The sequence below is a fragment of the Mesorhizobium sp. WSM3224 genome, assembly GCF_000427725.1.
Taxonomy (GTDB): domain Bacteria; phylum Pseudomonadota; class Alphaproteobacteria; order Rhizobiales; family Rhizobiaceae; genus Mesorhizobium.
Window position 1 is genome coordinate 146,303 of sequence record NZ_ATYO01000010.1, and the last position, 22,183, is coordinate 168,485.

Consider the following 22,183-nt stretch of genomic DNA (forward strand, 5'->3'; position numbering starts at 1 on the left):
CGCTTGGCAAGCGGTGCTGCTTCGGGACAAACTGATCAAACAGCATGCCAGCCTCAAGGAGAATCTGAAATGACCACCAACGTTTTTTCCGGCTGCATGCCGGCGCTGATGACGCCTTGCACCAATGACCGGCTTCCCGACTTCGACGCGCTGGTGCGCAAAGGGCGCGAATTGATCGCCGCCGGCATGTCGGCTGCCGTCTATTGCGGCTCCATGGGCGACTGGCCGCTGCTGACCGACGAGCAGCGCATGGAAGGCGTCGAGCGCCTGGTGAAGGCCGGCGTGCCGGTCATCGTCGGCACCGGCGCGGTCAACACGGCCAGCGCCGTGGCTCACGCCGCCCATGCGCAAAAGGTCGGCGCAAGGGGCCTGATGGTGATCCCGCGCGTTTTGTCGCGCGGGCCCTCGGTCACCGCGCAGCGCCACCACTTCAAGGCAATTCTCTCGGCCGCCCCCGATCTGCCGGCGGTCATCTACAACAGCCCTTATTACGGCTTTGCCACACGCGCCGACCTCTTCTTCACGCTGCGGGCCGAACATCCCAACCTGGTCGGCTTCAAGGAGTTCGGCGGCCCGTCGGATCTGCGCTATGCGGCGGAAAACATCACCAGCCGCGACGATGAGGTCGCGCTGATGATCGGCGTCGACACGGCCGTCTTCCATGGTTTCGTCAATTGCGGAGCGTCCGGTGCGATCACCGGCATCGGCAACGTGCTGCCGAAGGAAGTGCTGCATCTGGTCGGCCTCAGCAAGGCGGCGGCGAAGGGCGATGCAGAAGCGCGCCGGCTGGCGCAGGAACTGGACGCCGCGCTCGCCGTGCTGTCCTCCTTCGACGAGGGTCCGGACCTGGTGCTTTATTTCAAGCACATGATGGTGCTGAAGGGTAATCCCGAATACAGGCTGCACTTCAACGAGACGGATGCGCTGAGCGACAGCCAGCGCGGCTATGCCGAGCAGCAGCTCAAACTGTTCGATACCTGGTACGCCCAGTGGTCGAGTCAGCCTGTGATGGCAAGATACGCGGCCTGAGCCCAGTGGCCTGAGGCCGCCATCCCATCGAAACTTGGGCGATTGGCGGCCTCTGCCCTAATGCATGTCGCCCAGAAGTGTGCAGCGGTTCTGGGGCAACGACATGCATAAAAACAAAGACTTAAAGCGTGTCGCCTGAATCTGTTTCAGCGCGACACGCTTTAGATCACCGCTTCTTCCAGAAATGGCGCGTTGCGCGGGATGCGCTCGTAGCAGAACGGCGACAGGTCGAGCGTCTGGAAGGTGCCGTGGACGATCAACTCCGACACCGCCCGGCCGACCGCCGGCGACTGCTGCAGGCCGTGTCCCGAAAAGCCGTTGGCGAACATGAAGTTCCTCACCGCCGGGTGGAAGCCGACGATGCCGTTGTGGTCGAGCATGTTGTATTCGTAGTGGCCGGTCCAGCTCGTCTGGACTTTCAGCGCATCAAAGGCCGGAATGCGGTGCCACAGCGCCGGCCAGATATAGTCGTCGAATTCCTCGAAATGCATTTCGAAGTCGTCGTAATCGGCCGGTCCATCGCCCTGCGGCGTGTTGCCGGTGAGGAAAAGCTCGCCTTCCGGACGCACGAATGTACCGGAAAGGTCGATGACGTTGGGCATCCGTCCAGGGATCGGATTGGCGCTGGCGAAGACGAAGCTGTAGCGCTTGTAGGGAGCTACCGGGATGGAGAGGCCGGCCATGCCCGCCACCTGCTGCGCCCTCGGGCCGGCGGCATTGACCAGCGTTCCGCACGAAACCGTCTCGCCTGTCGCGAGGCGGGCCGAAACGACCCAGCCATCGGCGATGTCCAATCCGGTCACCGCATTGTCGATATATTCGACGCCGCTGGCACGCGCCGCGCGGCGGAACCCGTTCAGCATGCCCATGGAATCGAACCAACCCTCTTCGCGTGCGCCCCACGAGCCGCCGCCGAGGTCGTCGACATTCAGCCACGGGAACCGCTCCTTCAGCGGGCCTGGCTCGAGGAACATGGTGTGGGCGCCGAGGCTGCGCTGCAGCTCGACCCGTTCGCGCGCCGCTTCCACGCCTTCGGGCGAGCAGCAGTAAAGATATCCGTGCTCCTTGAAGCCGAGATCGGGCGCCGGCTCATTCGTGTAGAACGGCGCCATCCGCTCCTGGAAGCCACGGATGATCTCGATGCCGAACTGGCTGATCTTCACATTGATCGGATTGGAATATTGCTGGCGTATGGCGCTGGTGGAAAGCGCGGTCGAGGAGAACTCGTAGCTGCTGTCCCGTTCGACAACGAGGATCGAGGCGCCGTTGCCCAGCGCCTGGCTCAGCCAATAGGCCGTCGACGAGCCGACGACCGCGCCGCCGACTATGACGATGTCATAAGCGTCGCGCGAAGGTGCCTTGTAAGGAGGGATCGCCACGACTGCTCTCCGTTCTACTGCTTGAATGAGGCGATCAGGGCGTCCGAGCCCCGCGCCAGCAGGCCAAGGTCGGAGCCGACGGCGACCATGGTGAAGCCGTCGGCGAGATAGCGGTCCGCATCGGCCTTCAAGGGAGCCAGGATACCGCTGGCCTTGCCTGCGGCAGCAGCGGCCTTGCGCACGGACGATATCGCTTCCTGCACATGCGTGGCGCCGGGATTGCCCATCGCGCCCATGTTGGTGGAGAGATCGCCCGGCCCTACAAACAGGACGTCCACGCCATCCACAGCCGCAATCTCGGCCGCATTGGCCTCGCCGGTCTCGTCCTCGATCTGCACGGCAAGCAATTGCTGCTCGCGCGCCTTGGCGTGATAATCGGCGATGCGGCCGAACGCGTTGGCGCGGTGGCCGACCGAGAAGCCGCGGAACCCGCCCGGAGCATAGGTCGTCGCGGCGACGATTGCGCGTGCCTGGTCCGCCGCGCGCACATTCGGGATCATCAGGCTGCGGGCGCCGACGTCCAGCGCCTGCTTGATCAGGTTGGGATCGTCCGACGGCAGGCGCACGACCGACTCGCAGGGAAACGCTGCCGCGACCTGAAGCTGCGCCATGATGCTGCGCAGATCGTTCGGGCTGTGCTCGCCGTCGATCAGCAGCCAGCCCGCTCCGGAGCCTGCCACGACTTCGGTGGTAAGCGCCGAGGCCAGCGAACACCAGATGCCGATGTGAGCCCGGCCGGCCTGTACGGCCGCTTTCAGCGAATTGACGCGCTCCTGCATTTGCGACCGGCCTCCAAAGAAGGTGCATTGAAATTTGTATGATGTCCTATATCATATGCCTCACTTGAACTGCAAGGCGCTCCGACGCCGCACGGGAGTTGCGCATGAAAATCGGCTTCATCGGGCTTGGCGTGATGGGCGCGCCGATGGCGCGGCATCTCGCCGGTGCCGGGCATGAGATCGTCACGGTCCTCAACCGCTCCCCTCTTCCGAAGGACCTGACGGCATCGGTGGTCGCATCCCCTGCCGAAGCGACAAGGCCATCCGAGATCGTCATCACCATGCTGCCCGACACGCCTGACGTTGAGCGTGTTCTGCTTGGACCAAACGGCGTGCTCGAAGGAATTTCGGCCGGCAAGCTGGTCATAGACATGAGCTCGATCAGCCCGATCGCCACGGCCGAATTCGCGGCGAAGTTCAGGGAAGCCGGAGCAGGCTATCTCGATGCGCCGGTCTCCGGCGGAGAGGTCGGCGCCAGAGCGGCGAGCCTCACCATCATGGTCGGCGGGCCGGCCGCCGAGTTCGAGCGCGCGTTGCCGATCTTTGAGAAGCTCGGCAAGAACATCACGCTGATCGGCGAAAAGAACGGCGCCGGCCAGACCTGCAAGATCGCCAACCAGATCATCGTCGCGCTCAACATCGAGGCGGTCGCCGAGGCGCTGGTTTTCGCCAGTAAGGGTGGCTGCGACCCGGCCAAGGTGCGTAGCGCGCTTATGGGCGGTTTCGCCTCATCGCGCGTGCTCGAAGAGCACGGAGAACGCATGATCGCCCGCACCTTCGTGCCGGGCTTCCGCATCCGGTTGCACCAGAAGGACCTCAACCTCGCGCTCGAAAGCGCCCGCGCGCTCGGCGTTGCCTTGCCGGGCACGGCGACGGCGCAGAAGCTGATGAATGCCTGTACCGCTCGGACGGATGGCGCGGAAGCCGACCATTCGTCGCTCGTGCGGGCCCTCGAAATCCTGAGTGATCACGAATTGTCAAACGGAAAGGAATAACCGATGCGCGGAACCGGAAAGGCCGACATCTTCGTCATGTTGGCCCACCCAGTGGGCCATGCGAAGAGCCCCGGGATCTTCAACGAGATCTTCGAGCAGAAAGGGCTCGACAGCCTGATGGTGCCGCTGAGCTGCAGCCCGGAAGATTTCGACACCTTCTGGGCCGGCATCACGGCCGCGGAGAATATCCGGGGCGTGATCATCTCGGTGCCGTACAAGGTCCCGGTCTTCCACAAATGCGCCACAGCCCATGATCGCGCCGCGCGCGTGCAAAGCGCGAATTCCGTGCGCCGGCAGGCGAACGGCACCTGGTACGCCGACAATTTCGACGGCGTCGGCTTTATCGAAGGGCTGAAGGCGGGCGGACACCGGATCGCCGGCAAGCACATCCTCCAGGTCGGCGCCGGCGGAGCCGGCGCCTCGCTGACTTACTGCCTTGCCGAGGAAGGCGCGGCGGAAATCCGTCTGGCCGACATCGACAAGGAACGCGCGCAAAAACTCGCTTCGCTGGTCAACAAGACCTTTCCCAGCTGCCGGATCGAGGTCGGCCAAGCCGATCCATCCGGCATGGACATGGCGATCAACGCCACGCCGTCCGGGCTGAAAGCCAGCGATCCATTGCCGATGGATGTGAGCAAGCTGACACCGGAGATGACGGTCGTCGACATCATCATGGAGCCGGCCGAAACCGCCCTGCTCAAGGCGGCGCAGGAGATCGGCTGCCGCATCCAGCCCGGGCGCCCGATGATGGATTTCCAGGTCGAAGCCATGGCCGAATTCTTCGACATCGAGCGGAAGGATCGCCGCAATGGCTGACGCGAAAACAGCCATCGTCATCGGAGGCACGTCCGGCATCGGCCGCGCGATCGCCGAGCGCTTTGCCGAGGACGGCTATCAGGTGGTCGTCGCTGGCCGCGACGCCATTCGGGGCCAGAACGCGGCCGGCGCATGCGAGAGCGCCGGCGCGCCGCGCGCGCTCTTCGTCCAGACCGATGTCGGCGATCCGGCCTCGGTCGAAACACTGGCGCGAGCTGTCGGCGATGCGTTCGGCACGCCTCACGTCGCGGTCAACTGCGCCGGCATCCTGCAGAGCGGCAAGCATGTGCTCGATCAGGACCTTGGCGAAGACGAGCGGATGTGGCGCATCAACTACCGCGGCACGCTGCTTGGCTGCCAGGTGTTCGGCCGGCTGATGTCGACCGCCGGGCGAGGCGCGATCCTCAATGTCGGCTCGCTTGCATCTTTCGCGCCGCTTTCGCTGCCGGCCTACACGCCCGGCAAGCATGCGGTGCTGGCGCTTACCCAGATGCTGGCCGCCGAGCTCGGCCCGCATGGGGTTCGCGTCAATGCCGTGGCGCCCGGCTACACGCTGTCGGATGGATTGAAAGCGAAGATTGCCAAGGGCGAGCGCAATCCGGAAGCGATCCAGGCCACGACCGCGCTGCGCCGCTTCGTCGAGCCGCGCGATGTCGCCGAGGCGGCCTTGTTCCTCTGCTCCGACCGTGCCGCGTCGATCACCGGCGTCACGCTCCCCGTCGATGCCGGCTGGCTCGTTCAGGCGCCCTACGCGCAGTACTTGCAAGGCAACCCCATCCGGCAGAAGCCGGCAATTTGAGAGAGAACCTGTGAGCGATATCCAGCGCTTCGATTTCGACACCCGCATCCATCACGGTGTCATCCATAACGGCACGCTCTACCTCACCGGCCAGGTTGCCCGGCCGGGCCAATCCGCCGCCGACCAGATGCGCGAGGTGCTCGGCAAGATCGACGCGTTGCTCGCCAAGGCCGGCACGGACAAGACCCGCATCCTTCACGTCCAGATGTGGCTGGACGACGTGCGCGATTTCGATGAGGTCAACACGGTCTGGGATGGCTGGATGCCGAAGGAACATGCGCCGGCGCGCTCTTCGGGCGAAGGACGGATGGCCAAGCCCGGGATGCTTGTCGAACTCATCGTCACAGCGGCGGTTTGAATGGTCTTGCCGGTTCAGGCATCATCGCGAATCTGGACTGGTCGAAAGGATCTCAATGACAAAGCGCAAGCCGCTTTCCACCTTGGTGGCGGAGAGCCTGGCCGAAAAAATCCGCTCCGGACAGTTGCAGCCAGGCGCGCAGCTGCCGACCGAGGCGGAGCTCTGCGCCGAATACGACGTCAGCCGTACCGTCGTGCGCGAAGCGGCGGCGCGATTGCGCTCTGAGGGCATGGTGGTGCCCCAGCAGGGGCGCGGCATGTTCGTCAGCGACACGCCCGTCCCGCGCAATTTCTCGATCCCCGACGAGGCGCTGCGGACGTTGCCGGAAACCATCGCCTTGCTTGAATTGAGGTTGAGTGTCGAAGTGGAATCCGCCGGACTCTGCGCGGAACGCCGCACCGACGGGCAAGCAAGCGACATCCGGGCGATGATGGACCACATCGACGCCCAGCAGGCGGATCCCGCCGCCGTCCAGATCCACTACGATTACGACTTCCATCTTGCGATCGCCAAGGCGGCGCACAACGAATTCATCCATGGCTTCCTGAGCTATCTCGGGCCGATGATCGTGCCACGCTTCCAGCTTGGCTATGTGGTAGAGCCGGCACTCAAGGACAGCTACTACGCACGCATCCACCGCGAGCACGAAGCCATTGTCGATGCCATCGAAAGGCAGGATGGCCGCGCCGCCCGCCAGGCCATGCGCAAGCATCTGCAAAACAGCCTGGGGCGTGTGCGCGCCCTGGCAAAGGCGTCGGGGGTCGAGGCGACGGATGCCGAGCAAAAGGCCTCCGCGGCCTCGCTCTTCACCAGGATGAAAAGGCCGCTATCGACGGGCGGATAGCCCGCGTCAGATGCGATCCTGAACGCTCACGCCGAAGGCAATCCGCCACGCAGTTGCGAAAGCCATGTTTTTGTTCGATCGACCGGCGGGAGCCTCCGCCTGCGCGCCGAAAGCATTGTTTTCCTTTGATTTTCGGTCTTGAAGTTCGCGCAAGCAGCGTAGAACGTTTCAAACACCGCAGTGGCTTTCGAAAGTTTATCTTTCCTTTTTGCTGCTTTTCTTGGTTTCGCGGCATCGGCCCAGGCCGCAAATTGAACATCAAGCAATCGGGGAAGCCCAGGTGACGACAGCCTTCATCACAGGTGCCACGAGCGGCATAGGACGAGCCATGGCGATCGCGTTGAGCGACGCCGGTTACGACGTCTACGCGGTCGGCCGCAGTCAGGCCGCACTCAAGGAATTGCAGGCCGAGCGTCCGGGTATCGTGCCGGTCGCCGTCGATGTCACCGACCGCGAGGCGCTGGAATCGGTGCTGGCGGATATCACCATCGATGTGCTGATCAACAATGCCGGCATCATGCCGCCTCTCGGCAATTTCGCCGACATGAAGATCGCCGACATCGACACCACGCTGGAAGTGAACCTCAGCGCGGCGATCCTCCTCACCCGCCTCGTCGTGCCGCAGATGCGGGAGCGGAAGTCCGGGCACATATTGTTCACCGGCTCCGTCGCGGGCCACGCCCCATTCTCCAACATTGCCGTCTATGCAGCCACCAAGGCGGCCATCTCCGGCTTTGCCGGCGCGCTGCGCGCCGACCTCTCCCCGTCCGGCATACGCGTCACCGAGATCGTCGCCGGCCGCGTCGAGACGCAGCTTTACAACGATATCCTCGACAGCAAGGCCCGCCAGGCCATGTACGCCAGCAAGGTGGTGCAGCCGGATGACGTGGCCAGGATGGTCGTCGCGGTGCTTGCGCTCCCGGCATGGGCCGACGTTACCCGTTTCGACATCATGCCGACCTGGCCGACTTCGCCGAGCGGCACCAAGTAAGGAAAACCTTAAATGAAGGACCTCTCCGTTCTGATCGTAGGCGGCGGCGCCGGCCTCGGCGCGCTCCTGGCCCGCATGGCCGTCGAGGCCGGGGCGGCCAAGATCGGCATTATCGACATCAACCAGGAGGCCGCTGAGGTTGCGCTCGAACCGGCGAAGGCCAAGAACTTGCCGACCGCGGCCGCGACTTGCGACATCCAGGTTGGGCCTCAGTGCCATGCCGCCTTCGACGCCGTCGTTTCGAAGCTCGGCCGCGTCGACACGCTGATCAACTGCGCCGCGATCTATCCGCGCCGTCCTCTGCTCGAAATCACCGACGCCGAATGGGACGCTTCCAACGGCATCAACATCAAGGGCACCTATCACATGATGGTGGCCGCGGTTCGCCACATGCAGTCGCAGGAGCCAAAAGCCCATGTGCGCGGCCGCATCGTCAATCTGACCTCCGTCGACGCCTTCAAGGCGCATCCGCAGAACGCGCATTATGCGGCGACCAAGGCTGCCGTCGTCAGCCTGACGCGCTCCTTTGCCCATCATGTCGCCAAGGATGGGATCCTGGTGAATTCCGTCGCGCCCGCCGGCATGGCCACGGAGAAGGCAAAGGCCCTCGGCTTCCTCGAGGAACTGGCCAAGGCAAGCCCTCTCGGCCGCGGCGCCGAGCCGACCGAAATCGCCGAATGGGTGTTGATGACCGGTGGGCCGAAGAACACCTACATGACGGGTGAAAACGTAATTGTTTCAGGTGGCTACATCTACGCTTGAATCAATTTTCAGAAGCCGGAGGCGTCTGAGATAGCGCGAGTGCATGATCGACGGAGTCTCGAACGAAAGGAGGCGGAATTCACCATGACCGGCAAGCTTCGCCTCCCCTCGCTCAACGCGCTGCGCGTCTTCCACGCCGTCGCGCAGCACAAGAGCTTCCGGCAGGCGGCCGACGAATTGCTGGTGACGCCGCAGGCCGTCGGCCAACAGATCAAGCTGCTTGAGGACACGCTCCAGGTGACGCTGTTCGAGCGCAAGGGCCGCTCGATCGAATTGACTGAATCCGCCATTCTGCTCTCCCACTACGTCAAGGCCGGCTTCGACGAATTCTCCGAGGGCGTTCGGCGCGTCACCAAGTCGAACTACCGCGACCGCATCAACCTCAATGCCAGCCCCTATTTCGCCACGCATTATCTGCTGCCGCGGCTTTCGCTCTTCCGCGAGATCCTGCCGGGCGCCGACCTTCGCCTGACCACGATGGTCGACCTGCCCGATTTCGGGCGCGACGACATCGATATGACTGTCCAGTGGGGCTACGGCAACTGGCCGGACTACGAGACCACGCTGCTGGTGCCGGATCCGAAGATCATCTGCTGCACCCCGGCGATCGGCGAGAAGATCAAGTCGGCGCGGGACCTCACGCGGTTCACGCTGCTCGACACGGTCAAGTCGAAGCGCCTGTGGCCGGACATATTGCGCCACCTCGGAGTGGAGCTGACCGACGGCGACCGCAGCATCAGCTTCGACGACGCGGCGACCATGCGCCGGGCGACCCTGCAAGGCATTGGCGTGGGCCTGGTCTCCGTGATCGACGCCGAGGAGGATTTCCGCTCGGGTGCGCTGGTCGCGCCGATCGGCCGCGACGCAATTGCCGATATGAGGCCGGAGGAAGTGCCCGGCTTCTACCTTGTGGTCCCGCGCGGGCATCTGCGCGTGAAAGCTGTGGCCGCCCTCCATCGATGGCTGGCTCAGCAGGATTGGCGGAGCGATCTCAAGGTTCCCCTGCCCAAACCGACCCCGCTTTCCGACTGACAAGCGGCTTCGAGACCGGGCTCCGAAAAGCATCTTGCGGAGCTCCAACAACAAGAAACGAAACAACCTCAACAGTGGAGACAACAAACATGAAAATGATCAAATGGGGGGCCGCTGCCGTGGCCCTTGGCCTCGTGCATTTGGCGGCGCCGGCACAAGCGGCGGGCGGCAAGACGCTCGAAACCGTCAAGGCGCGCGGCGTGCTCAACTGCACCGGCCATGACGGCTCGTATCTCGGCTTCGCAGAGGTCGACGACAAGGGCAACTGGAAGGGCATGGACATTGACCTTTGCAAGGCGGTGGCGACCGCCGTGTTCGGCGACCCGGCAAAGCTGAAGGTCGTTCCGATCAGCTGGGCGCAGCGCTGGCCCTCGCTTCAGTCGGGCGATGTCGACATCATCATCAAGGCCTCCGGTGGCACGCTCAGCCGCGACACCGAGCTCGGCCTGCAATTCTCGACGTCCTACTACCTCGGCACGACAAAGGTGATGGCGCACAAGGAGCTTAACCTGAAGTCGCTGAAGGACGCCAATGGCGGCACGATCTGCATTCCCGCCGGTACCTCGCAAGAGCAGCAGGTCGCCGCCTACACCCAGAAGATCGGCATCAAGCTGGAGCCCGTGCTCATTGAAAAAACCGAAGAGCTCGAACAGGCCTATTTCTCCGGACGCTGCGATCTCTACGCGCAGTGGGGGCCGACGCTCGCCATCGCCCGCATCGCCAAGGGCAAGGTTGAAGACCATGTCATCCTGCCCGACGTGCTCGCCGTCGAGCCGGAAGTCATGATCATGCGCCAAGGCGACGATAACTGGGTCGACATCGCCAACTGGACGCTCAGCACCCTGATCTTCGCCGAGCAGGAAGGCATCACCTCCAAGAATGTCGATGAGATCAAGGCCAAGCCGACCTCGCCGCAGGTGGCGAAGTTCCTCGGCGTCACGCCAGGCATGGGCAAGGGTCTCGGGCTTTCCGACGACTGGGCCTACAACGTGATCAAGAAGGTGGGCAATTACGGCGAGATCTTCGAGCGCGATCTCGGCAAGGACTCGCCTTACAAGATGGATCGTGAGCTGACCAATTTGTGGAACAATGGCGGTGTCCTGTTCCCGCTGGTGATCGACTGATCCACGTCAAGAGCTGTCCCGTTCTGGGCTCCGCCTGGCTCCTGCCAGGCGGAGCCGGCTGTAATTCGAGAAAGATGGGTCGATGGTCAGCCTGCTGAGAAATCAGAAGGTCCGCAACGCGCTGTTGCAGGTCCTTTATGTCGGCTCACTTGCCGCGATGGTCCTTGCCTGCGTGATGATCGCCAGGCGGAACCTTGCCGCGCAAGGGATCACCTCCGGCTTCGACTTCCTGTTCAAGTCGACGGGCTGGGATGTGAACTTCTCGCTGCTGCCGGCCACCGCCAATGATCCATATTGGTGGTACTTCCTCATCGGTATCATAAACACGCTGTTCCTGGGCAGCACCGGACTGCTCATGGCGACGGTCGTAGGTACGATCGTCGGCCTGGCGCGGACCTCCTCGAACGAATTGGCGCGGCTGCTTGGCCGCACCTATGTCGACATCTTCCGCAACATCCCGCTGATCCTCCAGGTCTTCTTCTGGTACGCGGTCATCACGCACCTGCCGACGCCGCGCGCCGCGCATCAGGGCTTGGGCATGCTGCTGACCAGCCGCGGCCTCTACGTGCCGGTTCCGAATGTCGGCAACCTGGCCATGGTCGCCACCGCAGTCGCGCTGATCGCTGCCGTCGTGCTGCCGGTCTGGCTGGGTAGGACAGCGCGCCTCAGCCGACCGGTCGGCGAGCGGCTCGGCATCCAGGTCGCCGGCGCGGCGGCGGCCCTGGTCTGCGCGGCGATCATCCTGGCGGTTGGCCGGCTGCCGGACCTGCCGTTGGTCGACTTCCCCGCCTTGCAAGGCCTCAACCTTAGGGGAGGCTTGCGCATTCCGCCCGAGTTTTCCGCTTTAGCCATCGCCATCGCTATCTATGGCGGTTCCTACATCGCCGAGATCGTGCGCGGCGGCTTCAAATCTGTCGGCAAGGGACAGATGGAGGCGGCGCAATCGCTGGGGCTCAGCCCCTGGCGGATCTTCACGCTGGTGCGGCTTCCGCTGGCGCTGCGCGCCATGCTGCCGATCCTCGCCAACCAGTATGTCTGGCTGATGAAGGCAACGACCATGGGCATTGCGGTGGGCTTCACCGATTTCTTCATGATCGTGGCGCTGACCATCAACCATTCCGGCCAGACGCTGGAAGCCATCGGCATCCTGATGGCGGGCTTCCTCGCGATCAACCTCAGCCTGGCCGCCGTGTTCAACCGCATCAACAGAGCCATTGCCCTCAAGGGCAATCAATTGAGGGGCTGAGAGATGGAGATGGTCGTTGTCGCTCCCCCTGCTCCCGGCAGGCTCGAAGATCTCAAGCGCCGCTTCTTCGCGACGCCGCTTCAGGCGCTGCTGTCGCTGATATCCCTGGCGATCATGGTTTTCGTCGTCTGGAAGCTGCTCAACTGGGCCGTCTTTTCGGCCGTGTTCACGACCAGCGGCGGGCCTGAAGCCTGCCAGGCGGCGGCCGGCGCCTGCTGGTCGGTCATCGCTGCCAGATGGCGCATCATCCTCTTCGGCCTCTATCCGTTCGAGGAGCAATGGCGCTCGGCGCTGGCCTGCGTCGTCGTGGTGGTCATGACCGTGCTGAGCTGCATTCCGGCCTTCTGGACGGGCCGCCGCATTGCGCTGGTTTGGGGAGCCGGAGCGGCGCTCTACTACGTGCTGATGAAGGGCGGCGTGCTAGGCCTTGCCTATGTCGGCGAGGAGGCGTGGGGCGGCCTGGCTCTGACCCTCTTCATCTTCGTCACCACCTGCCTGATCGGCTTCCCATTGGCGATCTGCCTGGCGCTGTTGCGCCGGTCGGAACTGCCCTGGATTTCGCGAACCACCGGCCTCGTCATCGATGGGGTCCGTTCATTGCCGCTGATCTCGATCCTGTTCACCTTCGCCATCGTCCTGCCCTTCGCGCTGCCGCAATGGCTGCAAGGCGACAAGCTCTACCGCGTGATCCTGGGATCGGCCTTGTTCTTTTCCGCCTATCAGGCCGAAATCGTGCGCGGCGGCATGCAGGGCGTTCCGGCGGGACAGGAAGAGGCCGCCATGGCGCTCGGCATGAGCTATTGGCAGCGCATCGGCCTCATCGTCTTGCCGCAGGCCATGCGCAACGCGCTGCCGGCCACGATCAACCAGTTCGTCATCTCCTTCAAGGAGACCTCGCTGGTGGTGATCGTCGGCTTCTTCGAGATACTGGCCTCCGGCAACGCCGCCTACGGCACCGGCGAATGGCGCTTCGCCTATGTCGAGGTCTATGCCTTCATCGCCTTCATCTATTTCATCTTCGTCTTCAGCCTGTCGCGCTATGGCGCCTTCCTAGAGCGCCGCATGGCGGTCGGCGAACGGTAGGGAGACACATATGATTGCTGGCAATTCGACCAAATCAGGCGGACCTGCCGTCCGCCTGGAAAACCTCGACAAATACTACGGCACATTCCGCGCACTGCGGAACGTGAACCTGTCCGTCGAGCGCGGCGAGAAGATCGTCGTCTGCGGCCCCTCCGGCTCCGGCAAATCGACCATGATCCGCTGCATCAACCGGCTCGAGCAGCACAATGGCGGCCGCATCACCGTGCTCGGCGCCGAGCTCAACGACGATGTCGGCAACATCGACGGGATCAGGCGCGAAGTCGGCATGGTGTTCCAGCACTTCAATCTTTTTCCGCACATGACCGTGCTGGAGAACTGCATGCTGGCGCCGATGATCGTGCGCAAGCAGCCTCGAGCGGAAGCTGAAGTAAGAGCCCGGCGCTATCTGGAAAAAGTCCGCATCCCGGAACAGGCGATGAAGTTTCCCGGACAGTTGTCCGGCGGCCAGCAGCAGCGCGTGGCAATCGCGCGGGCGCTGTGCATGCAACCGCAGATCATGCTTTTCGACGAACCGACCTCGGCACTTGATCCGGAAATGATATCGGAGGTGCTCGACGTGATGGTGACACTCGCCTCCGAAGGCATGACGATGATCTGCGTCACCCATGAGATGGGTTTCGCACGGCGGGTTGCTGACCGGGTCGTCTTCATGGACGCGGGCGAGATTGTCGAGGAGGCGCCGCCGGAGGAATTCTTCAGCGCGTCCCGCAACGAGCGTACCCAACGGTTCCTGTCGCAGGTGCTGGGCCATTGAGCCGCGCGATACAACTGACTGTAGGCGGCGCATCGCATGGCTCAGGTATTTCGATGACCGATCCCGTTGGTGAATTGCAGACAATCCTCGGACCGAAAGGCTGGCTTTCGGGCACCGACGTCGAACCCTACCGGCGCGACTGGCTCAACCGCTACGGCGTCGCGCCCCTGGGGGTTGCCAGGCCGGCGAACACTGCTGAAGTAGCGGCGGTCGTGAAGGCATGCCGGGAAGCAGGCGTCGCGGTGATCCCGCAAGGCGGGAATACGGGCCTGTGCGGCGGTGCGGTCGCCGATCAGGCGAACGCGGTGATCATCTCGCTTTCGCGCATGACTGCAATCGGCGAACCGGATCCGGAGAGCGGGTCGATCGCGGTCGACGCAGGCGTCGTTCTCGCGACGCTGCACGAGGCGCTCGAGCCGCATGGGCTGATGTTCCCGATGCATCTCGGTGCCGAGGGCAGTGCCAGGATCGGCGGCCTGATCGGCACCAATGCCGGCGGCAGCCAGGCGTTTCGCTACGGCATGATGCAGGATCTTGTGCTCGGCCTCGAAGTCGTCACCCCGAATGGCGAAATCTGGGATGGGTTGCGCGCGGTGCAGAAGGATAATGCCGGCTATCAGTTGCGCAAGCTGTTCTGCGGCGCGGAAGGCACGCTCGGCATTGTGACGCGTGCTGTCTTGCGGCTCTATCCCACGCCACGCCAACAGGCGAGCGCGCTCCTGGTGATGTCCGACTTTGCCGCCGCGGTCTCGTTCGGCGCCTTCCTGCGCAGCGAAGCCGGAGAGTTCCTGGCCGGGCTCGAATTCTTTTCGGATGTCGGCCTCGCACTCGCACTCAAACACCTGCAGGATCTCGCCTACCAGCTTGAGTCGCGCGGTGACGTCTATCTGCTCGTCGAACTGGCTTCGGGCTCGACACGCGTCCCGTTGGACGAGATCCTGAATTCGGCGCTGGAATGGGGCATGGAGCAAGGTCTGGTCACGGATGGCGCGCTGGCGAATTCGGGCGCGCAGCGGGCGCAGTTCTGGCGCCTGCGCGAGGAGCAGCCGGAGGGGCAGCGCCTCGAAGGCGAGCAATTGAAGCACGATATCTCGGTGCCGCCGGGCGCGATTGCCCGCTTCATCGAAGCAGGCACCGGTCTATGCAACGACATTCTTCCCGGTGTGCGCATCAACCCGTTCGGCCATCTCGGCGACGGCAACATCCACTACAATTTGTCGCCGCCGGAAGGCCGCTCCGATTTCAACGGCAAGGCCGGGGCGTTCGCCGAAGCGCTGGCTGCGCTCGCCACCAAAATGGGCGGCAGCTTCGCGGCCGAACATGGGCTAGGGCGCGCAAAGATCGCCATGGCCGACAGGAATCGCGCCCCCATCGAGCGCGACCTCATGGCGCGGCTGAAGCGCGCATTCGATCCGCGGGGCACGATGAATCCCGGCGTTCTGGTGCGCGCATCACAGTAAAGAAAAACTTTCGAATGAACCGCATTTCTTGATTTCGCGCCGGCCCGCTGGAGTGCAGGTATAACCGAAAGGCAAGCTCGGTACGCTTGCCGCCAGCTGTAAGGATGCCGAAGCATGGTCCGCAATGGCGGTCACCTCCTCGTCGAGTGCCTGATCGCGCTCGGCGCGACCAAGAGCTTCGGCGTCCCCGGCGAGAGCTATCTCGCCGTTCTCGACGCGTTGCACGACACCCGTGGCAAGCTGGACTATGTGCTCTGCCGCAACGAAGGCGGCGCGGCCTTCATGGCTTCTGCCTATGGCAAGCTGACCGGATCGCCAGGCATCTGTTTCGTCACCCGTGGCCCGGGCGTGACCAATGCCAGCATCGGCGTGCATACGGCGATGCAGGACAGTTCGCCGATGATCCTGTTCGTCGGCCAGGTCGGCACCGATATGAAAGGCCGCGAGGCTTTCCAGGAAATCGACTACCGGGCGGTGTACGGAACCATCGCCAAATGGGCGGTCGAGATCGACGACGTTGCGCGGCTCCCCGAGATCGTCGCGCGGGCCTGGACCACCGCCTTGACCGGTCGGCCCGGCCCCGTCGTGGTGGCGTTGCCGGAAGACATGCTGACGACCATGACCGAGGCCGCGCCGCTCAGAGGCCCGGCTTCGATTTTCGAGCCGGCGCCGAGCGCGGACGCGATGGCTTCGGCGCTCAAGATGTGCGCTGCGGCCGAAAGGCCGGTGCTGCTCATGGGCGGCGCCAACTGGACGGCGGGTGGCCGCGCCACGCTCCAGGCTTTTGCCGAGGCTTCCGACATCCCGGTCGTCGCCGCCTTCCGCTATCAGGACCAGTTCGACAACCATTCGCCGGTCTTCGTCGGCGAGGCCGGCGTCGGCATGGTGGCGCATGTCAAGAAGCTGATCCGCGAGGCCGACGTGATCCTCGCCGTCAATGTCCGCTTCGGCGAGATGACGACGGACGGCTATACGCTGCTGTCCGTGCCTATGCCGCACCAGAAGCTCATCCATGTCCATGGCTCGGATCGCGAGATTGGCAAGATCTACGTGCCGACGATCGGCATCCATGCCGGTCCGAACGCCTTCGCCAAGGCGCTAACCCCGGTGAAAGGCACCTGGGCCGACTGGCGCGCGGCGGCACGCAAGGCCTATGAAGGAACATTCGCCGCGCCCGTTCAGCCCGGCCCCGTCGACATGGTCGCGGTCACCGCCTGGCTGCGCGAGACCCTGCCGGCCGACGTCATCCTCACCAACGGCGCCGGCAACTTTACAGTGTGGCCGAACAAGTTCTTCAAGTTCGGGCCGGAGGCGCGGCTGCTTGCGCCGCAATCCGGCGCCATGGGCTACGGCCTGCCCGCCGCGATCGCCGCCAAAGTGGCATTTCCGCAGCGCACGGTCGTCTGCTTTGCCGGCGACGGCGATTTCCAGATGAACTGCCAGGAACTCGGCACCGCCATGCAGGCGGGCGCGCAGCCGATCGTGCTGATCGTCAACAACGGCATCTACGGCACGATCCGCGCGCATCAGGAGCGCAACTATCCTGCGCGTGTCTCCGGCACTTCGCTCGAGAACCCGGATTTCGTGACGTTGGCAAAGGCCTATGGCTTCCACGCCGAGCGGGTCGAATCCACCGGGGATTTCGCGGCGGCGTTCGAGCGGGCGCTCAACTCCGCGACGGGTGCCGTTCTCGACATCGCCGTTTCTCCCGAAGCGCTCACACCCCGGCAGACCCTCTCCCAGATGCGCGACGCAGCACTCGCTTCCCAGAAGGCCAAGGCATGACCTCCAGAACCGAAGACATCCGCCTCGGCGCCGATATCGGCGGTACCTTCACCGACATCGCCCTCGATGTCAGGGGAACGATGTTCTCGACCAAGGTGCTGACCAACTATTCGGCGCCGGAGCAGGCGATCCTCGACGGCATCGACGTGGTCATCCGCGATGCCGGCATCTCGGCCGCCGAGATCGGCATCGTCATCCACGGCACGACGCTCGCGACCAACGCGCTCATCGAGCGGCGTGGCGCCAGGACGGCGCTGGTCACGACGGAGGGTTTCCGCGACGTGATCGAAATGCGGACGGAGAACCGCTTCGAGCAGTATGATCTGAACCTGCAACTACCGATGCCGCTGATCCCGCGCGAGGACCGTTTTACCGTCAAGGGCCGCATCGGCGCCGAGGGCCAGGAGCTGCAGCCCCTCGACGAAACCGCCCTCGAAGAGATCGCCAACAAGATTGCCGCCGCCGGTTTCGGCTCGGTGGCGATCGGCTTCATCCACGCCTATGCCAATCCGGACCACGAGCGTCGCGCGCGCGAAATCCTTTCCAGGAAACTGACTATCCCGATTTCGATCAGCGCCGAGGTCTCGCCACAAATGCGCGAGTTCGAGCGCTTCAACACGGTGTGCGCCAATGCCTATGTGCGGCCGCAGATGGCCGACTATCTCGCGCGGCTGCAGACGCGCCTGAGGGATATGGGTGCCGAATGCCCGGTCTTCATGATCCATTCCGGCGGCGGCCTGATCTCGGTGGAGACGGCCTCTGAATTTCCGGTACGGCTGGTCGAATCCGGCCCTGCGGGCGGCGCCATCTTCGCCGCCGACATCGCCAGGCGCTTCGGCCTGGAGAAGGTCGTCTCCTACGACATGGGCGGGACCACCGCAAAAATCTGCCTGATCGAGGACTATGCGCCGCGCACCGCGAGAACCTTCGAAGTGGCACGCACCTATCGCTTCTCGAAGGGCTCGGGCATGCCGATCTCCATTCCGGTGATCGAGATGATCGAGATCGGCGCCGGCGGCGGCTCCATTGCCTGGGTCGACGCCATGGGCCGCATCCAGACCGGACCGGAAAGCGCCGGCTCGGAACCGGGCCCCGCCTGCTACGGCCGCGGCGGCAAGCGCCCGGCGATCACCGACGCCGACCTGGTGCTCGGCAAGCTCGATCCCGACAATTTCGCCGGCGGCGCGATCAAGCTCCACACAGCCGCGTCCGAACAGGCGATCCTGCGCGATGTCGGCGAGAGGCTTTCGCTGAATGCCATGGCGACGGCCTTCGGCATCTGCGAGGTGGTCGACGAGAACATGGCGAACGCCGCTCGCGTCCATGCCGTCGAGAACGGCAAGAACATCTCCGACAATCTCATGATCGCCTTTGGCGGCGCAGCACCGCTGCACGCGGCAAGGCTCTGCGAAAAGCTCGGCATCGATCGGTGCATCGTGCCGAAAGGCGCCGGTGTCGGCTCGGCGATCGGTTTCCTCAAGGCGCCATTCGGCTATGAAGCGCTGGCCTCCAAGCTGACGCGGCTGTCGCGGTTCAAGCCAGCCGAAGTCAACGCCCTGTTGGCCGACCTCAAGGCCTCCGCCGAGGGTTTTGTCCGCACCGGCGCCAGCGGCAAGATCGTGTGCGAGATCACCGCCTTCATGCGCTATGCCGGCCAGGGCTGGGAAATCCCGGTGCCGCTGGCGGACGAGCCGTTCGGCGACGATGCCGTCGCCAGGCTCAAGGAGCTGTTCGAGATCAGCTACCAGCGCTTCTTCGGCCGCGCCATCGAAGGGCTCGACGGGCTGGAGATCGAGATCGTCACATGGTCGGTGAAGGCAACCGATGTTCGTCCTTCCGCTGCGAGACACCAACTGACCACGGGCAAGACGTCGAACGAGCCGGCGATCACCCGCGCGGTGTTCGATCCAGCGACCGGCGCGCCCCAGACCTATGGTATCGTCGAGCGCGACACGCTTTGCGCCGGCGATCGCGTGGCAGGCCCCGTGATCATCGTCGAGCGCGAGACATCGACCGTCGTCACCACCAGCTTCGACGCCGTCATCCAGAGCGACGGCGCAATCCTCCTGATCCGCAAAGGCAGCCAGGCATGAGCGATCCGGGCAAGGGCAACATTGGCGAAATCCGCATGCAGGTCATGTGGAACCGGTTGATCTCGGTGGTCGAGGAGCAGGCGCTCACTTTGCTGCGCACGGCCTTTTCGACCTCGGTGCGCGAATCCGGCGACCTGTCGGCCGGCGTGTTCGACTCGCGCGGCCAGATGCTGGCGCAGGCAGTCACCGGCACACCCGGCCACGTCAACACCATGGCCGAAGCCGTGCTGCATTTCATGAACGAGATCCCGCGCGACAACATGTTCGAGGGTGACACTTATGTCACCAACGATCCCTGGCTGGGCACCGGCCATCTGCACGACATCACCATGGTGTCGCCGTCCTTCCTGAACGGCGAGCTCGTGGCCTTCTTCGCCTGCACGGCGCATGTCGTCGATGTCGGCGGGCGCGGCTTCGGCGCCGACGGCAAGTCGGTCTATGAGGAAGGCATCCAGATCCCGATCATGAAGTTCGCGGAAAAGGGCAAGGTCAATTTCGACCTCGTCCGCATCCTACGCGCCAATGTCCGCGAGCCGAACCAAGTGGTCGGCGATTTCTATTCTTTAGCCGCCTGCAACGAGGTCGGCCATCGCCGCCTCGTCGACATGATGAAGGAGATCGGGCTCATCTCACTGGACGGGCTCGGCGAATTCATCTTCTCGCGCACCCGCGACGCCATGCTCGAACGCATCAAGGCGCTGCCCAAGGGAAGCTGGTCGAACGAGCTGGTGACCGACGGCTACGACGAGCCGGTCAAGCTTGTCGCGACAGTCTCGGTCCGCGACGACCATGTCGAGGTCGATTTCACCGGCACCGACCCGATGAGCCGCTGGGGCATCAATTGCCCGATCATCTACAGCAAGGCCTATGCCTGCTATGCGCTGAAATGCATGGTGGCGCCCGACATTCCCAACAATGCCGCCTCGCTCGCCTTCTTCACCGTCTCGTCGCCAATCAACATCCTGAACGCCGTGCGGCCGGCGCCGGTGGCGCTCAGGCACATCTTTGGCCACATGGTTCCCGACCTGGTGCTGGGCGCTTTCTCCAAGGCATTGCCCGGCAAGATCCTCGCCGAAGGGGCCGGCGCGCTGTGGAACATCCACATCTCGGTGCGGCCTGTCGCCGGCGGCTCCGGTCGTCGGGCCGAAGTGCTGATGTTCAACTCCGGCGGCATGGGCGCCCGCCCGGAGCTCGACGGCTTGTCGGCGACGGCCTTTCCCTCCGGCGTGCACACGATGCCGATCGAGGCGACGGAGCATACCGGTCCGATCGTGATCTGGCGCAAGGAGCTGCGGCCGGATTCCGGCGGCGACGGCGAATTCCGCGGCGGCCTTGGACAGGTCATCGAGATCGCCGCGACCGACGGCCACGAGTTCGACTTTTCCGCCATGTTCGACCGCGTCAATCATCCGGCTCAAGGACGCAACGGCGGCAAGCCGGGCATTGCCGGCGTGGTCAAGCTCGACGACGGCACCAAGATGCGCCCCAAGGGCTGGCAGCATGTTCCGGCCGGCCGCCGGCTGGTCCTCGAATTGCCGGGCGGCGGCGGCTATGGCGATCCGGCCAGGCGCAGCGCCGCCGCACGGGCCAATGACCGATCCAAGGGATACATCACGGAGAACGACTGATGAGCTATATTGCCTCGCGCCTCTCGGTGGTGAAGCCATCGGCCTCGATGGCGGCCTCCCAAGCGGCAAAGGCGCTGCGCGCCAAAGGCGTGGACGTGATCGATCTCGGCCTGGGCGAGCCCGATTTTCCGACACCGCATCACATTGTCGATGCCGCCCATTTCGCGGCAAAGGCCGGCCAGACACTCTATACGGCAGCCGCCGGCACGGTCGAGGTGCGCGAAGCCATCGCCGGAAAATTCCGGCGCGAGAACGGACTGGACTACACGGCCGACGACATCGTGGTCGCCAACGGCGCCAAGCAGATCATCTTCAACGCGCTGATGGCGACGCTGGAGACCGGCGACGAGGCGATCCTGCCGGCACCGTATTTCGTCTCCTATCCCGAAATGGTGAAGCTTCTCGGCGGCACGCCGATTGTCGTCGAGTGCCCGGAGACCACCGGCTTCCGGCTGACGCCTGCCCTGCTGGAAAAGGCAATCACGCCAAGGACAAAGTGGCTTTTCCTCAACATGCCAGGAAACCCGTCCGGCGCGGTTTATTCGGAGTCCGATCTGAAGGCCTTGGGCGCGGTGCTGGCAAAACACCCCCAGGTGCTCATCCTGTCCGACGAGATCTACGAGCACATCCTCTTCGACGGGCGCGAATTCGTTTCGTTCGCCAAGGCCTGTCCCGAACTCAGGGACCGCACGCTGATCGTCAACGGCGTGTCGAAATCCTATGCCATGACGGGCTGGCGCGTCGGCTATGCGGCCGGGCCGACGCCGCTGCTCAAGGCGATGTCGACGATCCAGAGTCAGTCCTGCACCTCGGTCTGCTCGATCGCCCAGGCAGCGACCGTCGCCGCACTCAACGGCCCGCAGGATGAGGTCGCGCGTTTCCGGCAGGCTTTCGAGAGGCGCCGCGACCTGGTCGTCGACGGCATCAGGAAGATCAACGGCCTGACGCTCTCGCCGCCGGAGGGCGCCTTCTACGTCTATATCGGCTGCGCCAGCCTGATCGGCCGCAAGACGCCCAAGGGCGTCGTGCTGGAGGACGATGCGGCTGTATCGAATTATCTTCTGAACGAAGGCCGGGTGGCGTCGGTGCCCGGCGTCGCCTATGGACTGTCACCCTATTTCCGCATCTCGACCGCGACCAGCGAAGAGGTGTTGGCCGAGGCGATCTCGCGGATCAATGCCGCCGTCGCGCAAGTGGAGTAGAGA

At 64.1% G+C, this 22,183-nt stretch carries 21 protein-coding genes; 18 read left to right on the top strand and 3 right to left on the bottom strand.

Features of this window, described 5'->3' with window-relative positions:
- The first annotated feature begins 69 nt into the window (after window positions 1–69).
- The gene (locus YU3_RS0118765) at window positions 70–1,029 is read left to right on the top strand and encodes a dihydrodipicolinate synthase family protein (protein WP_027167709.1); all 960 of its coding nucleotides are present in this window, start codon (window positions 70–72) and stop codon (window positions 1,027–1,029) included.
- Between the two features lie 161 nt (window positions 1,030–1,190).
- Here the strand turns inward: YU3_RS0118765 and YU3_RS0118770 are convergent, their stop codons facing one another.
- Window positions 1,191–2,408, bottom strand: a complete 1,218-nt coding sequence (locus tag YU3_RS0118770) for an FAD-dependent oxidoreductase (protein ID WP_051333982.1) — start codon at window positions 2,406–2,408, stop codon at window positions 1,191–1,193.
- A 14-nt stretch (window positions 2,409–2,422) separates the two neighbouring features.
- Entirely contained in the window at window positions 2,423–3,187 is a 765-nt protein-coding gene (locus tag YU3_RS0118775) for an aldolase/citrate lyase family protein (RefSeq protein ID WP_027167711.1), read from the bottom strand.
- A gap of 104 nt (window positions 3,188–3,291) precedes the next feature.
- Between YU3_RS0118775 and YU3_RS0118780 the strand changes: the two genes are divergently transcribed.
- From YU3_RS0118780 to YU3_RS36745, 5 genes are read left to right on the top strand one after another with little or no spacing between them, the layout of a single operon-like run.
- Window positions 3,292–4,182, top strand: a complete 891-nt coding sequence (locus YU3_RS0118780; RefSeq protein ID WP_027167712.1) for a 2-hydroxy-3-oxopropionate reductase — start codon at window positions 3,292–3,294, stop codon at window positions 4,180–4,182.
- A gap of 3 nt (window positions 4,183–4,185) precedes the next feature.
- Window positions 4,186–4,998, top strand: coding sequence for a shikimate dehydrogenase (locus tag YU3_RS0118785; protein WP_027167713.1), 813 nt, complete (start codon window positions 4,186–4,188; stop codon window positions 4,996–4,998).
- A complete protein-coding gene (locus YU3_RS0118790; protein WP_027167714.1) occupies window positions 4,991–5,797 on the top strand; it encodes an SDR family oxidoreductase in 807 nt (268 codons plus the stop codon). Before YU3_RS0118785 ends, YU3_RS0118790 begins: the two co-directional genes overlap by 8 nt.
- 10 nt (window positions 5,798–5,807) lie before the next feature.
- The gene (locus YU3_RS0118795; RefSeq protein WP_027167715.1) at window positions 5,808–6,155 is read left to right on the top strand and encodes a RidA family protein; all 348 of its coding nucleotides are present in this window, start codon (window positions 5,808–5,810) and stop codon (window positions 6,153–6,155) included.
- 55 nt (window positions 6,156–6,210) lie between these two features.
- Window positions 6,211–6,999 carry a FadR/GntR family transcriptional regulator gene (locus tag YU3_RS36745; protein ID WP_036258866.1) on the top strand — a complete coding sequence of 263 codons (789 nt, stop codon included), beginning with the start codon at window positions 6,211–6,213 and terminating at the stop codon, window positions 6,997–6,999.
- A 26-nt stretch (window positions 7,000–7,025) separates the two neighbouring features.
- On the opposite strand, the gene YU3_RS40660 is transcribed toward YU3_RS36745, so the two are convergent.
- Window positions 7,026–7,265 carry a hypothetical protein gene (locus tag YU3_RS40660; protein ID WP_156913513.1) on the bottom strand — a complete coding sequence of 80 codons (240 nt, stop codon included), beginning with the start codon at window positions 7,263–7,265 and terminating at the stop codon, window positions 7,026–7,028.
- A 14-nt stretch (window positions 7,266–7,279) separates the two neighbouring features.
- Between YU3_RS40660 and YU3_RS0118810 the strand changes: the two genes are divergently transcribed.
- The 12 genes from YU3_RS0118810 to YU3_RS0118865 all read left to right on the top strand — a co-directional run bounded on the left by YU3_RS0118810 (window position 7,280) and on the right by YU3_RS0118865 (window position 22,180).
- The gene (locus YU3_RS0118810) at window positions 7,280–7,990 is read left to right on the top strand and encodes an SDR family oxidoreductase (RefSeq protein ID WP_027167716.1); all 711 of its coding nucleotides are present in this window, start codon (window positions 7,280–7,282) and stop codon (window positions 7,988–7,990) included.
- Between the two features lie 12 nt (window positions 7,991–8,002).
- The gene (locus YU3_RS0118815; protein WP_027167717.1) at window positions 8,003–8,752 is read left to right on the top strand and encodes an SDR family oxidoreductase; all 750 of its coding nucleotides are present in this window, start codon (window positions 8,003–8,005) and stop codon (window positions 8,750–8,752) included.
- An 84-nt stretch (window positions 8,753–8,836) separates the two neighbouring features.
- Window positions 8,837–9,784 (top strand): LysR substrate-binding domain-containing protein, encoded by a 948-nt coding sequence (locus YU3_RS0118820; RefSeq protein WP_027167718.1) that lies wholly within the window; start codon window positions 8,837–8,839, stop codon window positions 9,782–9,784.
- Between the two features lie 89 nt (window positions 9,785–9,873).
- The gene (locus YU3_RS0118825; RefSeq protein WP_027167719.1) at window positions 9,874–10,908 is read left to right on the top strand and encodes an amino acid ABC transporter substrate-binding protein; all 1,035 of its coding nucleotides are present in this window, start codon (window positions 9,874–9,876) and stop codon (window positions 10,906–10,908) included.
- A gap of 82 nt (window positions 10,909–10,990) precedes the next feature.
- Entirely contained in the window at window positions 10,991–12,154 is a 1,164-nt protein-coding gene (locus YU3_RS0118830; protein ID WP_027167720.1) for an ABC transporter permease subunit, read from the top strand.
- A 3-nt stretch (window positions 12,155–12,157) separates the two neighbouring features.
- Window positions 12,158–13,237 (top strand): amino acid ABC transporter permease, encoded by a 1,080-nt coding sequence (locus tag YU3_RS0118835; protein WP_027167721.1) that lies wholly within the window; start codon window positions 12,158–12,160, stop codon window positions 13,235–13,237.
- A gap of 10 nt (window positions 13,238–13,247) precedes the next feature.
- Window positions 13,248–14,012: an amino acid ABC transporter ATP-binding protein gene (locus YU3_RS0118840; protein WP_051333984.1), complete on the top strand. Its 765-nt coding sequence runs from the start codon at window positions 13,248–13,250 to the stop codon at window positions 14,010–14,012.
- 53 nt (window positions 14,013–14,065) lie between these two features.
- Complete coding sequence (locus YU3_RS0118845) at window positions 14,066–15,472, top strand: FAD-binding oxidoreductase (RefSeq protein ID WP_027167723.1); 1,407 nt, start codon at window positions 14,066–14,068, stop codon at window positions 15,470–15,472.
- A 114-nt stretch (window positions 15,473–15,586) separates the two neighbouring features.
- Window positions 15,587–17,257, top strand: a complete 1,671-nt coding sequence (locus tag YU3_RS0118850) for a thiamine pyrophosphate-binding protein (RefSeq protein ID WP_027167724.1) — start codon at window positions 15,587–15,589, stop codon at window positions 17,255–17,257.
- The gene (locus YU3_RS0118855; RefSeq protein WP_027167725.1) at window positions 17,254–19,350 is read left to right on the top strand and encodes a hydantoinase/oxoprolinase family protein; all 2,097 of its coding nucleotides are present in this window, start codon (window positions 17,254–17,256) and stop codon (window positions 19,348–19,350) included. The genes YU3_RS0118850 and YU3_RS0118855 overlap by 4 nt, the downstream gene beginning before the upstream one ends.
- Window positions 19,347–20,978, top strand: a complete 1,632-nt coding sequence (locus YU3_RS0118860; protein WP_027167726.1) for a hydantoinase B/oxoprolinase family protein — start codon at window positions 19,347–19,349, stop codon at window positions 20,976–20,978. The genes YU3_RS0118855 and YU3_RS0118860 overlap by 4 nt, the downstream gene beginning before the upstream one ends.
- Window positions 20,978–22,180, top strand: coding sequence for a pyridoxal phosphate-dependent aminotransferase (locus YU3_RS0118865; RefSeq protein WP_027167727.1), 1,203 nt, complete (start codon window positions 20,978–20,980; stop codon window positions 22,178–22,180). The genes YU3_RS0118860 and YU3_RS0118865 overlap by 1 nt, the downstream gene beginning before the upstream one ends.
- The last annotated feature ends 3 nt before the right edge of the window (window positions 22,181–22,183 follow it).

Coding starts and splice junctions, on each gene's coding strand:
- YU3_RS0118765 (WP_027167709.1), top strand. CDS start 70: ATGACCACCAACGTTTTTTCCGGCTGCATGCCGGCGCTGATGACGCCT.
- YU3_RS0118775 (WP_027167711.1), bottom strand. CDS start 3,187: ATGCAGGAGCGCGTCAATTCGCTGAAAGCGGCCGTACAGGCCGGCCGG.
- YU3_RS0118780 (WP_027167712.1), top strand. CDS start 3,292: ATGAAAATCGGCTTCATCGGGCTTGGCGTGATGGGCGCGCCGATGGCG.
- YU3_RS0118785 (WP_027167713.1), top strand. CDS start 4,186: ATGCGCGGAACCGGAAAGGCCGACATCTTCGTCATGTTGGCCCACCCA.
- YU3_RS0118790 (WP_027167714.1), top strand. CDS start 4,991: ATGGCTGACGCGAAAACAGCCATCGTCATCGGAGGCACGTCCGGCATC.
- YU3_RS36745 (WP_036258866.1), top strand. CDS start 6,211: ATGACAAAGCGCAAGCCGCTTTCCACCTTGGTGGCGGAGAGCCTGGCC.
- YU3_RS0118815 (WP_027167717.1), top strand. CDS start 8,003: ATGAAGGACCTCTCCGTTCTGATCGTAGGCGGCGGCGCCGGCCTCGGC.
- YU3_RS0118820 (WP_027167718.1), top strand. CDS start 8,837: ATGACCGGCAAGCTTCGCCTCCCCTCGCTCAACGCGCTGCGCGTCTTC.
- YU3_RS0118825 (WP_027167719.1), top strand. CDS start 9,874: ATGAAAATGATCAAATGGGGGGCCGCTGCCGTGGCCCTTGGCCTCGTG.
- YU3_RS0118830 (WP_027167720.1), top strand. CDS start 10,991: ATGGTCAGCCTGCTGAGAAATCAGAAGGTCCGCAACGCGCTGTTGCAG.
- YU3_RS0118835 (WP_027167721.1), top strand. CDS start 12,158: ATGGAGATGGTCGTTGTCGCTCCCCCTGCTCCCGGCAGGCTCGAAGAT.
- YU3_RS0118840 (WP_051333984.1), top strand. CDS start 13,248: ATGATTGCTGGCAATTCGACCAAATCAGGCGGACCTGCCGTCCGCCTG.
- YU3_RS0118845 (WP_027167723.1), top strand. CDS start 14,066: ATGACCGATCCCGTTGGTGAATTGCAGACAATCCTCGGACCGAAAGGC.
- YU3_RS0118850 (WP_027167724.1), top strand. CDS start 15,587: ATGGTCCGCAATGGCGGTCACCTCCTCGTCGAGTGCCTGATCGCGCTC.
- YU3_RS0118855 (WP_027167725.1), top strand. CDS start 17,254: ATGACCTCCAGAACCGAAGACATCCGCCTCGGCGCCGATATCGGCGGT.
- YU3_RS0118860 (WP_027167726.1), top strand. CDS start 19,347: ATGAGCGATCCGGGCAAGGGCAACATTGGCGAAATCCGCATGCAGGTC.
- YU3_RS0118865 (WP_027167727.1), top strand. CDS start 20,978: ATGAGCTATATTGCCTCGCGCCTCTCGGTGGTGAAGCCATCGGCCTCG.